The sequence below is a fragment of the Bacillus sp. AR2-1 genome (assembly GCF_008368755.1).
GTDB lineage: Bacteria > Bacillota > Bacilli > Bacillales > Bacillaceae_G > Bacillus_A > Bacillus_A wiedmannii.
On sequence record NZ_QORY01000015.1, the window covers coordinates 1 to 13,602 of the forward strand.

The following is a 13,602-nucleotide window of genomic DNA, read 5'->3' on the forward strand; positions in this document are numbered from 1 at the left end:
CGCAAAATCAAGAACAACAATATCAGCAAAATCCATATGCAACAACGCAAAATCAAGAACAACAATATCAACAAAATCCATACGACTCACGTCCAAATTATGAATACCCTCAAAATCCATATGTAGCACCACAAAATCAAGAGCAACAATTTCAACGAAATCCATACGAAACTCAGCCGCAACAACCACAATACCAACAACAAATGTACCAACCAAACTACAACGCACGTGTCTCACCGCCTAAACCACCAACAATTGATCCAACACAACCACAAATTTTACCACCAGGACCAACACTCGATATTACACAACCGCAAATCTTACCGCCTGGACCAATTACAGAACCAACACAACAACAAATTCAACAAGTTGTCGGTACACAGTTTTTACCTTTAAAGAAACCTGTACTAGATTTCGTAAAACCTTGGGTAGATTACGGTTTAAATGAAGCAAAACATACATCACACAAACACGCTTTAACAGAAGTTGCTGCGATTATGTTTTTAGTTGGGAAAGGGTTCAACCCGACGATTGCACATTATATTGTGGAATCTTGGGAGAAGAATGAGCAGTTTTAGAGGTTTTTATTCTCACAAAACTATAAAAGTGTCACAAATGCCTATTTCATAAGCATTTGTGACACTTTTTGTTTGTTATGTTAAATTTCATTTCAATACTGAATTACTGCAGTTACCTTTTCCTTCTAGGACCTACAATTAATTTAATCGCCGTTCTTTCTTGATCATTAATAGTAACCTCTTGAAATGCTGGAACAAAGGCCAAATCAATACCACTTGGAGCAACAAATCCTCTTGCGATTGCAATTGCTTTAATCGCTTGATTTATAGAACCCGCCCCAATCGCTTGAATTTCCACATTGCCACTTGTTCTTAGTACACCAGCTATTGCACCTGCTACTGAATTTGGTTTTGATTTTGAAGATACCTTTAATATATTTTCCATGTAAGTTGCTCCCTCTATTATTTAATTGCTCTTTTGTTACGGTTTAAAATATTTCAACGTATCTTTTATTACTATTCACACCAAAAGCAAACAATGCTACATATGTACATTCATTCGATACTTTTCGTCTTCTTCCTGCCCCACTATGTAAATAAAAGATAATAACCATAAACTCTAATATACAAACACTTCAAAATAGACATTCACTTAAACGATCACATCATTGCAACTGAGGATAATGGTTTTACTTTCACATGTAAAATATGAGTGCCCGCTTTACTTCAATCTTTCAAGATATTCCACTGATATTTCCACCAAAACATCAACCTTTTCTTCTTCAAAATCGTTACAACTACTATTCTATTACTACATTTCATCGTATTAGCACTTTATACTCCAAATCTATCACCTTTTATATAAGACAAGCATAAAATACTATGAGTATACACTTCATTCATAATAGGAGGTAATATATTGGGTTCATACTATCATTCTTCAAATTCAAATAAAAAATGTTCATGTAACTCTTCTTCCAGTTCATATAAAAAATGTTCATGCAACTCCTCTTCTAGTTCCTATAAAAAATGTTCATGCGACCATTCACATAAAAAAAGCTGTCCAGCATACGGCACTTTTTGGCAAACTGAGTTTATAACTGTTCCTTTTGGAGATCCTTTTCCATTTAATCACGTTGGCCCTATAGCAGGAGGAGTTTCCTTACTAAATCCTACTACTATACAATTTAGTCAAGCTGGTGATTATAGAGTTTCTTTCATTTCAACGATTAACACTACTTCAAATCCTGTATTTCCACATATTCCAGTCATGACTATATTTTTAAATAATAATCCACTCGCTAATAGTCAAGGTGATTTCGCTTTCCAAATGAATACTTCATCAAATAACGAATGTCTTCAACTAGCAGGCGAAACGATTGTTACAGTGACAGCTAATTCCACTCTTCAACTGAAAAATAATAGTGGTTTTAATCGTCAAAGTATTGCAACTTGTGATAATGGTATTAATTCAGTTGAATTAACAGTTATAAAACTAAGTTAATAATCCTCTTCACATTCAGATGCTATTTCAGCATCTTTTTTTATTGAATAATGCTCTTTTGATTCCTATAATCAAACATAAATTCCATTGTACGTTTCTGTTAATCTAATAAACATGAAAAAAGTACCGAACTCTTCTACTACAAAAGTTCGGTACTTTTTATATTAAAAACCCCTCATTCTTTCTTACTTCTCCACATAAACCGACTTAACAATTGTACGATTATACGGTTGTCCTTCTTTATTCGTCCCTTTTATATCCATCGTAACGTTATATACTCCTGGTTGCTTTATGTCCTTCAAAGCACCAGTAAACGTATTGTTATTACCCTTTTGTAATTCATTGTATTCAGAGACTAGTTTCCCTTCTTTATTAACTACTCTTACTGTTATAGAAAGATCCCCTTTCATTTCAGGTGCCACAGGTGATTTTTTCAGTTTATACTCAGATTTATTCACTTTAACTTTTGTAGGCATTTGGAGAACAAATGGTGCACCATCATTGTAATCGCTTACAATCAGAAATGCATCTTTCGACTGCTTCGCCATCATTTTAACTTTCCATTCTCCTACATCCATTTTATCAAATTTAAATGTTCTAATTGTCGCACCACCAAAGAAAGATTCACCTTCACCAGTAGTAATAACGCTATCCTTATTTGTATACATTTTTCCTTTTGGAGACATCATTTGTACTTCTACATCAGAAGACGCTGTTAAGATAGAAACTATTCCTTCAGCTTTTTTATCAACCGTAACAGTTTGCTCTATCCACTGATTTTGTGGCAATTCTCCTCCTAATATGTTTTGATTTGAAGTTGTATTTAATTGTTCTATATTTTCATTTGAACTAGTGCTGGATGCTACTAAAGCTGGTACGGCTACACTTGCTGTACGTAAATATGGTTCAATTCGAGAGAAAACAGCAGATCCTTTTCGTATATTATCATGATCAAATCTGGAATCTGTAAATAAATGCGTTCCATATGGCAGCTTAGCACTCCACTCATTTACTAGTCCATCATTTGAACCGTATGATGACAAATATAACCCGCCCATAGATAGCGCAGAAAATACTGGTCCCCAGCTAGTCCCAGTAGCCGTATAGTAACGGTTTAATTTAGCTGCTGGATTATTATCAATCGTTGAACGAAATTTTGCCATTTCGCCCATTTGTAATGAGTACGTACCATCATCTTTTTGACCTAAAATAGAAGCAAGCCATCCTGCCCACCAACTATATGATAAGTCCGCTAAATTTGAGCCATGATGTGGCGTCGCAAGCGTTATAACATTTCCAACAAATCGATTTGCACCATATCCTACTAATGCAGCCTGTGTATCGATACCGCCTTTACTATGTGCTACAATATTAACTTTTTTACCGAAGTGATTATATATTTCTTCTAACTTTTGTGCTAACAATTTTCCGTTGTCCCACTGACTAGCTGACCCTTTCCCAGCAGCATCATATAATTGTATAAATACTGTTTGATATCCTGCTTTCAAAGCATAGTCATACATATCATTTATATCGTGATACACTGTCTTTCCATACCAACTATCAGCATTCCCATTCCTTCCTTGTACAAAAAGAATTGGAGGCTTATTCTCATCATAATTAGCAGGTTTTTGACCTAAAAACCATTCTCCAGGTGTAAATACTTCTGTATCAGGAAATCCCTTTCCAAGCTCTTTTACAACTTCTGCCCGTACATTCGTGCTAATCATTGGAGCCATAATTAAAAATACAATCAGTAAGGCAACACATCTTCTCATCAATCGCATGTTACTCCCCCCACTTTTTTTGAAAGAAGGTGCTCTTTGTAATATTTTTTTATCTTCTCTCTTAATACTAGATAATCTTTTTACTTAAACAAAATCTTGTCCCTATTTGCAAGAGATTACTAGTACACCTTCTTTCTTAACTCACGTTATTCTCTTTGTTTCTATCTCTTCCTTTTGAGAGAACACTATAAAAAAGTTTCTCAATAATTGTTAACCGTACTAAATCCAAATATCTCTAAATCATTATTGTCTATATAAAGTATACAAATCTTGAAAAAACTTTAGGAAAAAAACACTTTATTACCACCTAGTTATAAAAAAGATTAATGAAGATATGTACTTTTATTTAATTTTATACAAAACAAACGAATAGAGGCTTATACTGTAAGACTTTCCTACCATTAAATTTTAAACTGAAATTTCCGAATAGAAAATAATATTTCGAGAAACATATATTATGATAATTTTCGCAGACTTGAATTAAACTTTTATAAATACTAACCTATCGGTGAGCAGAAGAAAATTCTGTAAAAAGAAAGGAGAATGCTTTATGATGACCAATTTACAAAAGGAGTTTTTTAAACGACTAAAAATTCCTGCAAAAGAAATAACATTTAATGATTTAGATGAAATTCTCTTGAAAATGGGCTTGATTCTCCCCTATGAAAATCTCGATATTATGGCTGGTACTATTAAAAACATCTCAAAAAATAACTTAGTAGAAAAGTTACTAATTCAAAAACGAGGCGGTCTTTGTTATGAATTAAACTCCTTATTGTATTACTTTTTAATGGATTGTGGGTTTCAAGTATATAAAGTAGCTGGTACTGTTTATGATCTTTACGATAATAAATGGAAACCCGATGATGGTCATGTCATTATCATATTAAATCATAATTATAAAGATTATGTTATAGACGCAGGTTTTGCATCTCATCTACCTCTACATCCCGTCCCTTTTAACGGAGAAGTGATTTCTTCTCAAACGGGAGAATATCGAATTCGCAAACAAACTACCCGAAAAGGTACACACATTTTAGAAATGAGAAAAGGAGCTAACGGGGAATCTACAAATTTCTTGCAATCTGAACCTTCACACGAATGGAAAATAGGCTATGCTTTCACTTTACATCCAATAGATGAGAAAAAAGTGAATAACATTCAAAAAGTGATTGTAGAGCATAAAGAATCGCCTTTTAATAAAGGGGCTATTACTTGTAAATTAACTGATTATGGTCACGTATCATTAACAAATAAAAATTATACAGAAACCTTTAAAGGCACAAAAAATAAACGACCAATAGAATCAAAAGATTATGCTCGCATTCTTCGTGAATCTTTTGGAATAACACAAGAAAAATATGTAGGAAAAACACTAGAAAGAGGATAGTTGACTAGAAGTATTTCATAATAAAGCAGATTCCATATTTAGAATCTGCTTTATTTTATATTTTGTTATAAAGAATTTTTTTGCTGGTATCCTTTAATTTTCAATGATATACTCATCATCATATTTATCATATTGGAGGCCTGATCCTATTTTTGATTCCGTAACTTGATCTCTTAAAAACGGTGCAGCTTCCATTTTGCTAGTTGCAATTTCAATTCCATATTTTTTCGTTAAATGGGCTAATTCTATTAAAAACCACTCTCTTCGCAATGTAACTGGAATATCCAATGTTCTTCTTTTCATATATAATAGCACCTCTTTAATTTCATAACTTAATGAACATCACTACATGCACGTGTGAAAACTACCTTTCATCACTAACATCCAATGAAACATTATAGTATATGCATGTCCATTTTAAACGTGCTATTACAAAACAATATTTTAGTTTACATAATCATATTATGTAAGAGTAGAAGAGAAAGGTATATCCCTTCCCTTCTACTCTAGAAACTTAAATTAAGAACATCTTGGTACACCTAAAGCTAAGAATAAACCTGCTACTCCCGCAGTAATCGGTACTTTTAACGTAATAACATCGTCTACTTTCGTTACTAAAAAGAAAGCATTACCTTCTTGTAATATACAAGTTACCAATAATTGAAATTCCATTTAACCCCCTCCTTTCAATCGTTATATTATACTTTATGAATTCTTCTTAAAAATGTAATAGGAAATATATCTATTTTTCCTTATATATAAAATAAATATTTATAAATCTATTAAAAATACTAATTTTCTAAATTTATATAAATCGTGTAATATCCAATAAGTTCCTATATAATCAATAGTGAAAATCTTACAAATGGAGGTATAAAAATGGCGATTTTGAGTAATATTGGTGCAGCTTTATTTTTTATTGCTTTTATTCTTTTAATTCTATGTATCATTTCATTCTTTAAGAAAAATGGAAAAGCAAAACAATATGGTCGTCCTACCGTTATTCTTTTTATGATTTCAATTCTCTTAACAGGAATGGGCACTACAAAATCTGAACACCCAGTCATCGATTTTTTTGCTACTTTAAGTTTAATTTCATTTATTTTTTTCCTTATTCTAGCAATCTTATCCGTAATTAAAAAGACAGGTGTAGCAAAAAAACAATTTATTATCACTGCTATTTTATTTGTCATTTTTGTTGCATTATCAAGTATTTCAGCTCCTTCTTCTGAAAAGACGACAGCAACAAATAAACAAGTCGCTTCTAATAATGCAGAGAAAAAAGATGATAAAAAGAAAGAAGCGGACGAGAAAACTCAAAAGCAAGAAGATGAGAAGCGTCTAGCCGATGAACAAGCTCGTAAGCAAGAGGATGAAAAACGTCTAGCCGATGAACAAGCTCGCAAACAACAAGAAGAGCAAAAACGTCTAGCTGATGAGCAAGCTCGCAAACAACAAGAAGAGCAAAAACGTCTAGCTGATGAGCAAGCTCGCAAACAACAAGAAGAGCAAAAACGTCTAGCTGATGAGCAAGCTCGTAAACAACAAGAGGAACAAAAACGCCAGGCTGATGAGCAAGCTCGTAAACAACAAGAGGAACAGAAAAAAGCACAGCAAGCTCAAACACAACCTGCTGTAAGTATCAATAGTAATGTAACTTACGCAAATTGTGCCGCAGTTAGAAGTGCTGGGAAAGCTCCTTTATATAGAGACCAACCAGGTTATAGTTCTAAACTTGATCGTGATGGTGATGGAGTCGCATGTGAAAAATAGTAATAAAAAAAGAAGCTTCTAGTAAGCTTCTTTTTTTATTACATAGTATTGCAACTATTTACCTCCCCTCCCTCTTCCTTTTATAAAACTCATTTTATTATTCTCAAATCAGACACATAATAAGTGATTTCAATCACCACATTGTTTTTCATTTATCGCTATTCTTAATTTAGATATTACATTTAAACTTTATGGAGGCATTCATATGGAACATACATTTACTGAAACTTCAATTGTTGGTGAGATTGTTACACAATTTCCGAAAGCTAGTGATCTTTTTAAATCTTATAGAATAGATTTTTGTTGTGGTGGTAATAAGCCGCTTATTGATGCAATTCATGAAAGAAATTTATCGGCTTCTGAAGTAATTACAAAGTTAAATACACTTTATCATAATACGAAACGATTAAATGAATCTGAAATTGATTGGAAAAATGCTTCTTATCGTGAATTGATTGATTATGTAATTCATAAGCATCATCGTTATTTAAATGAAGAGTTACCGCAGTTAAGTCCATATGTGACAAAAGTATTACGCGTTCATGGAGCAAATCAACCTCATTTAGCTCAAATTCATAAGCTGTTTCATGAACTTAAAATGGAATTAGAACAGCATTTAATTAAAGAAGAAACGGAAGATTTTCCATTAATTTTAGAATTTGAACAAAATCCAACTGATGAAAACTATGAAAAGTTAAGCAAGGTAGTAGATGAGTTGGAAAATGAACATAGCCACGCCGGAAATATTATAAAAGAACTTCGTAAAGTGACAAATGACTTTACGCCGCCAGAAGGAGCTTGCGGCACTTATCGACTTGTTTATCAACGTCTTGAAGCGCTAGAGTCTGATTTATTTGAGCATATTCATTTAGAAAATAATATTTTATTTCCACGTGCAATTACAAGAGCATAAATAAAAGCAGGACATGAGTATTTCTACTCATGTCCTGCTTTTTCATTACGTGAATAACATCCACACTTCTCCCCTTCACATTAACCCGAATTTTAATAATTTGTGAATCATTATAGAAGTGTGATAAATATCACATCTCCCCCTTTTTTGATTTTCTATAATAGAAATATAATCCTTTGTTCAACATTTCACATAAAAAGGGGAAACGAAAATGAAAAAACGTTTAGTGATGATCGGAAATGGTATGGCTGGCATACGCTGTATGGAAGAAATATTAAAACATGATAGTGATTCATATGAGATTACTATTTTTGGAGATGAACCGCATCCAAACTACAACCGTATTATGCTCTCTCATGTTTTACAAGGCAAAACAAATATGCAAGATATCATTATGAATGAATATAGTTGGTACGATGAAAACGAAATAACTTTGTATACAAACGAAAGAGTTCAAAGTATTAACCGAGAAGAAAAAATTATTACTACAGAAAAAAATCGTACTCTTACATATGACAAGCTCATTATAGCAACAGGTTCTAGTGCTTTTATTTTACCTGTTGAAGGTTCCACACTTCCTGGTGTAACAGGATTTCGAACTATTGAAGATACACAATTTATGATAGATACCGCTAAAGAAAAGAAAAAGGCCGTTGTCATTGGTGGCGGGTTACTCGGTTTAGAAGCCGCAAGAGGTCTAATTGACTTAGGAATGGACGTACATGTTGTTCATTTAATGCCTAGCTTAATGGAGCAACAACTAGATACGAAAGCAGCTTCTCTATTGCGTGAAGATTTAGAAGCACAAGGCATGAAGTTTTTAATGGAAAAGAAAACTGTAAAAATTCTTGGTACAGACTATGTTGAGGGCATTCAATTTGAAGATGGTGAAGTTGTAGATTGTGATTTAATCGTAATGGCTGTCGGAATACGACCAAATACGAAAATAGCAAGAGATGCTGGTCTCATTGTCAATCGAGGCATTGTAGTCAATGACTACATGCTTACAAATGATGAATCCATTTATGCAGTTGGCGAATGTGCAGAACATGATGGTATCGCATATGGACTTGTTGCCCCTCTTTATGAACAAGGCGCAATATTAGCGAAACATATAACGAATTTACAAACTGATGGATATACGGGCAGTATCGTCGGTACGCAATTAAAAGTTGCTGGTTGTGATTTATTCTCTGCTGGCCAAATTTATGAAGATGATCAGACGAAAGCAATTTCAATATTTGATGAATGTAAACGTTCCTATAAAAAAGTATTAATTCGTGATAATAAAGTCGTCGGTATCGTTTTATATGGTGACACAGCTGATGGCACACGCCTCTTTAGCATGTTAAAGAAAGAAGAGGATATACAAGAATATACAGCCGCTTCCCTTCTTCACAAAGCTGGTGAAGAAAGTGAACTTGACGTTGCTACAATGAGTGCAGATGACACGATTTGTGGATGTAATGGTGTTACGAAAGGTACAATCGTTCATGCCATTTTAGAGCAAGAGTTAACTACTTTTGAAGAAGTAAAAGGCTGCACGAAAGCCGCAGGATCTTGTGGTAAATGTCGTCCGCTTGTGGAACAAGTTTTATCTCATACACTCGGAGATGCTTTTGATGCTTCTGCGCAGTCTGCTGGTATGTGCGGATGTACAACTTTATCACGTGATGAAGTCGTAGCCGCCATTCACGAGAAAGGCTTAAAATCTCCAAAAGAAGTACGCAATGTTCTTGGTTTTGCATATGAAGACGGCTGTTCAAAATGTCGCCCTGCTTTAAATTACTACTTACGGATGGCGATTCCAGAAGAATATGAAGATGATAAATCATCTCGTTTCGTTAATGAAAGAATGAATGGTAACATTCAGCACGATGGTACATTTTCTGTTATTCCACGTATGTACGGAGGCGTTACAACAGCTGATGATTTAATGAAAATTGCTGAAGTTGCGAAAAAATATGACGTCCCTCTTGTGAAAATTACAGGTGCGAGTCGAATCGGCTTATATGGTGTTAAGAAACAAGATTTACCTAACGTATGGGCTGACTTACATATGACTTCGGGATATGCGTATTCAAAATCGCTTCGTAATGTAAAATCATGTGTTGGTTCTCGCTTCTGCCGTTTCGGTACGAAAGATTCATTAGGACTTGGTATGCTCCTTGAACAATCATTAGAAATGGTAGATACACCCCATAAAATGAAGATGGGTGTAACGGGTTGTCCGCGTAACTGTGCGGAAGTACTGACGAAAGATTTTGGCGTTGTTTGTGTCGAAAATGGATACCAACTTTATATTGGTGGAAATGGTGGTACAGAAGTACGCGAAGCTGATTTTGTAATGATTGTCCCTACTGAAGGTGATGTCCTTCGCATCGCTACAGCTTACATGCAATATTATCGTGAAACTGGTATTTACGGAGAGCGTACTGCCTACTGGACAGAACGTTTAGGTTTCGATCACATAAAAGAAATACTACAAGATGCAAGTATGGTGACTACGCTAAATGAACGCTTCCAAACAGCTCGTAGCACATATACGGAAGCGTGGGGACAAGCACTAGAAACGAAGTCATTAAAAGCGATGTATGAAGTAGAAACTGTGAAATAAGGAGCTGTGATCTATATGATACAAACGAAAGAAAAAATAAAAGTTATGCGTGCGGAAGACCTTCCTATTCAAATCGGTAAAGAAGTGCAAATGAAAGGTATGTCTATCGCCCTATTCCGCCTTTCAAATGGAGATATTCGAGCTGTAGAAAATCGTTGTCCTCATAAAAACGGACCGTTAGCAGAAGGAATTGTATCTGGAGAATTCGTCTTTTGTCCACTGCATGATTGGAAAATTTCATTACTAACAGGTGAAGTTCAAAAACCTGATGACGGCTGTATTCAAACATACGAAGTAGAAGTTATTGATAGTGACATTTATTTATACATGTAATTTTCGAAAGGAAGCCTCCTCTGGCTTCCTTTTAAATAAAAATAGAAGAGGTGCGATGATGAACGGATATGTATATTTAGTTGGTGCAGGACCAGGTGATGAAGGGCTTATTACAAAGAAAGCGATAGATTGTTTAAAGCGTGCAGATATCGTTTTATATGACCGTTTATTAAATCCTACCTTTCTTAGTTATACAAAAGAAACATGTGAACTTATTTATTGCGGCAAAATGCCAAAGAATCATATTATGCGACAAGAAATGATTAACGCCCACCTCCTTCAATTCGCACAAGAAGGAAAAATCGTTGTCCGATTAAAGGGCGGAGATCCATCTATTTTTGGCCGTGTTGGTGAAGAAGCAGAAACTTTAGCAGCAGCGAACGTTCCATATGAAATCATACCAGGTATTACATCTAGCATCGCCGCTAGTAGCTATGCAGGTATCCCCCTCACCCACCGTAACTACAGTAATAGCGTCACTTTATTAACTGGGCATGCAAAAGGGCCTTTAACCGATCATGGAAAATATAATTCATCCCACAATAGCGACACAATTGCCTACTACATGGGTATAAAAAACTTACCTACAATTTGTGAAAACTTACTACAAGCAGGAAAGAAAAAAGATACGCCAGTAGCCGTCATTGAATGGGGTACAACCGGAAAGCAGCGCGTTGTCACAGGAACACTTTCAACCATTGTTCCTATCGTCAAAAACGAGAATATTTCAAATCCATCCATGACAATTGTTGGTGATGTCGTTTCCTTACGTAATCAAATTGCTTGGAAAGAACGTAAACCATTACATGGTAAAAAAGTTTTATTTGCATCCGCAACGAATAAAACAAGTTCAATGAAGCAAAAGTTACAAGAAGCCGGTGCAGAAATATATCAAATTCCTACTTTCAAAAAAGCAGAATACACATTAATACTTGAACAAATCAATGAAATTTTTAACGTTGATCGCCTTGTTTTTTGTTCAGCTGAAAGTGTAGAAATATTGATGCGATCATGTAGTAAACATCAGAAAGATATTCGTTCCTTACAGGCGAAACTGCAATATTTGAACGTTGCCACTCAAGAAAAACTTATGCAATATGGGCTACTAAGTAAACAAGCAGAGTTCTCTTCCGATACAACTGTTTATTTAGGTAGAAATATTAATCGAATTGCTTTTATTCAAGAGAAAATTGGTGCCGGTTCATATATGATGACTCATGCGTATACAATTGATCATCGTTTCGATGAAGTCCATTCTCGTATGCTTTCTGAATTCTCATGGGATAGCATTGTGTTTGAAGGGCGTGCCTCAATTGATACATTTTTATCAGAAATAAAACGACTTGGCTTTATCGATATTCTTACTCTTCCCTTCTCGTATACCGATATTCCAACTTTACACTATGCGAATAAAGTCGGTTTTCATAATGTAGATGAGCAATTACAAGACATGATTATGAAGAAAGATTTGGTGGTACGATGAAAGGAATTGTATATGTTGGACACGGTAGTCGCCTGCGAGAAGGTAATGAACAATTCATTCACTTTATTCAATCTGTTATGAAAGAACGTAACGAAAGGAGTCAAAAAATAGCTTTTCTTGAACTAACGACACCTACCATTCAAGATGCCATTACAGAAACGATACTAGAGGGAGCAACTGAAATAATGATTGTACCTGTTTTATTATTTGCAGCAGCTCACTATAAACGTGATATTCCTTTTGAGATAGAAAAAATACAAAAGCAATATCCACATATAACATTTTCAGTTGTACAACCTTTTAGTACACATCCACATATGGTTGAACTTGTAGTAAAAAGAATACGTGAAACTATTCCAATGCAAAGTAGTAGCGTTTTACTCGTAGGGAGAGGTAGTAGTGACCCCCAGCCGATACATGAGTTACAACAAATCGGAGCAGCTGTCGAACGAAAACTCAGTATGCCAGTATGTTGTTCCTTTTTAACGAAAGGAACGCCCACTTTTACTGCTGTGCTCAAGACTATAACATCGACTGCATCCCATGTATATGTCATGCCGTACCTTCTCTTTACTGGATTATTGCTTCAAAAAATTAAGTTGCATACAAAAAAATACGATCACGTTACAACTTGCAATTGCCTTCAGTTTGATACATATATGAAATTAACATTATTAGAACGAATGGAGGAATGTGTGTATGTATAACATGTACCCTCTTATGTTTAATCTACATAATAAAGTGGTCGTTATCATTGGTGGAGGTAAAATCGCATATCGAAAAGCGTCTGGATTAAAAGATACAGGCGCTTTTGTCACCGTTGTCAGCCCAGAAATTTGCAAGGAAATGAAAGAACTTCCTTATATTAATTGGAAGCAAAAAAATTTTTCTAATGATGATATTAAAGATGCTCATCTTATTTATGCAGCTACAAATCAACATGCTATAAATATGATGGTCAAACAGGCCGCCCATGATTTCCAGTGGGTTAACGTTGTAAGTGATGGTGCAGAATCATCGTTTCACACACCTGGTGTCATCCGACATGATGAATATGTTGTCACTATTTCAACTTCAGGTAAAGATCCATCGTTTACGAAGCGTTTGAAGCAGGAACTAACATCTATACTTCCTAAACTTGTAAAAAAGCTTTCTCGTACTCACAAATAATAATCTATTTCTTAGCTAAAATAGTAATTACCTTTGGACAAACGTTTTTTAGAAGCGTTTGTTCTTTTTGTTTTGGTTTCTTTTTTGAAACTGCACAGGCAATCTGCGAAGAAA

General features: G+C 34.6%; 14 protein-coding genes. 10 read left to right on the forward strand and 4 right to left on the reverse strand.

Annotated elements, in window-relative coordinates:
• Positions 1 to 578, forward strand: a 578-nt coding sequence (locus DT250_RS16685; protein ID WP_149213368.1) for a hypothetical protein, incomplete at its 5' end; no start/stop codon positions are given.
• Positions 579 to 690: 112 nt separating this feature from the next.
• Here the strand turns inward: DT250_RS16685 and spoVS are convergent.
• Entirely contained in the window at positions 691 to 963 is a 273-nt protein-coding gene (spoVS, locus tag DT250_RS16690; RefSeq protein WP_000427790.1) for a stage V sporulation protein SpoVS, read from the reverse strand.
• Between the two features lie 474 nt (positions 964 to 1,437).
• Here spoVS and DT250_RS16695 point away from each other — a divergent pair, with 474 nt between their 5' ends.
• The gene (locus tag DT250_RS16695; protein ID WP_002085940.1) at positions 1,438 to 2,022 is read left to right on the forward strand and encodes a hypothetical protein; all 585 of its coding nucleotides are present in this window, start codon (positions 1,438 to 1,440) and stop codon (positions 2,020 to 2,022) included.
• A gap of 185 nt (positions 2,023 to 2,207) precedes the next feature.
• Here DT250_RS16695 and DT250_RS16700 read toward each other — a convergent pair whose 3' ends face one another.
• On the reverse strand, positions 2,208 to 3,809 hold the full coding sequence (locus DT250_RS16700) for an esterase/lipase family protein (protein ID WP_097857106.1): 1,602 nt from the start codon (positions 3,807 to 3,809) through the stop codon (positions 2,208 to 2,210).
• Positions 3,810 to 4,359: 550 nt separating this feature from the next.
• Between DT250_RS16700 and DT250_RS16705 the strand changes: the two genes are divergently transcribed.
• Positions 4,360 to 5,199: an arylamine N-acetyltransferase family protein gene (locus DT250_RS16705; protein ID WP_048540941.1), complete on the forward strand. Its 840-nt coding sequence runs from the start codon at positions 4,360 to 4,362 to the stop codon at positions 5,197 to 5,199.
• A 93-nt stretch (positions 5,200 to 5,292) separates the two neighbouring features.
• Here the strand turns inward: DT250_RS16705 and DT250_RS16710 are convergent, their stop codons facing one another.
• Both DT250_RS16710 and exsG read right to left on the reverse strand, forming a co-directional pair.
• Positions 5,293 to 5,502, reverse strand: coding sequence for a hypothetical protein (locus DT250_RS16710; protein WP_000830261.1), 210 nt, complete (start codon positions 5,500 to 5,502; stop codon positions 5,293 to 5,295).
• Positions 5,503 to 5,718: 216 nt separating this feature from the next.
• On the reverse strand, positions 5,719 to 5,871 hold the full coding sequence (gene exsG / locus DT250_RS16715) for an exosporium protein ExsG (protein ID WP_000395678.1): 153 nt from the start codon (positions 5,869 to 5,871) through the stop codon (positions 5,719 to 5,721).
• Positions 5,872 to 6,078: 207 nt separating this feature from the next.
• Here exsG and DT250_RS16720 point away from each other — a divergent pair, with 207 nt between their 5' ends.
• The 7 genes from DT250_RS16720 to DT250_RS16750 all read left to right on the forward strand — a co-directional run bounded on the left by DT250_RS16720 (position 6,079) and on the right by DT250_RS16750 (position 13,488).
• A complete protein-coding gene (locus DT250_RS16720) occupies positions 6,079 to 6,972 on the forward strand; it encodes an excalibur calcium-binding domain-containing protein (protein ID WP_149213369.1) in 894 nt (297 codons plus the stop codon).
• A 205-nt stretch (positions 6,973 to 7,177) separates the two neighbouring features.
• The gene (gene ric, locus DT250_RS16725) at positions 7,178 to 7,885 is read left to right on the forward strand and encodes an iron-sulfur cluster repair di-iron protein (protein ID WP_060488596.1); all 708 of its coding nucleotides are present in this window, start codon (positions 7,178 to 7,180) and stop codon (positions 7,883 to 7,885) included.
• 211 nt (positions 7,886 to 8,096) lie between these two features.
• The gene (gene nirB, locus DT250_RS16730; RefSeq protein WP_098802040.1) at positions 8,097 to 10,502 is read left to right on the forward strand and encodes an NADPH-nitrite reductase large subunit; all 2,406 of its coding nucleotides are present in this window, start codon (positions 8,097 to 8,099) and stop codon (positions 10,500 to 10,502) included.
• Positions 10,503 to 10,517: 15 nt separating this feature from the next.
• Complete coding sequence (gene nirD / locus DT250_RS16735; RefSeq protein ID WP_097858829.1) at positions 10,518 to 10,835, forward strand: nitrite reductase small subunit NirD; 318 nt, start codon at positions 10,518 to 10,520, stop codon at positions 10,833 to 10,835.
• Positions 10,836 to 10,893: 58 nt separating this feature from the next.
• A complete protein-coding gene (locus DT250_RS16740; RefSeq protein WP_097858828.1) occupies positions 10,894 to 12,318 on the forward strand; it encodes a uroporphyrin-III C-methyltransferase in 1,425 nt (474 codons plus the stop codon).
• A complete protein-coding gene (locus DT250_RS16745; RefSeq protein ID WP_097858827.1) occupies positions 12,315 to 13,025 on the forward strand; it encodes a sirohydrochlorin chelatase in 711 nt (236 codons plus the stop codon). Before DT250_RS16740 ends, DT250_RS16745 begins: the two co-directional genes overlap by 4 nt.
• Positions 13,018 to 13,488, forward strand: coding sequence for a precorrin-2 dehydrogenase (locus tag DT250_RS16750; protein WP_098815598.1), 471 nt, complete (start codon positions 13,018 to 13,020; stop codon positions 13,486 to 13,488). Before DT250_RS16745 ends, DT250_RS16750 begins: the two co-directional genes overlap by 8 nt.
• Positions 13,489 to 13,602: the final 114 nt, after the last annotated feature.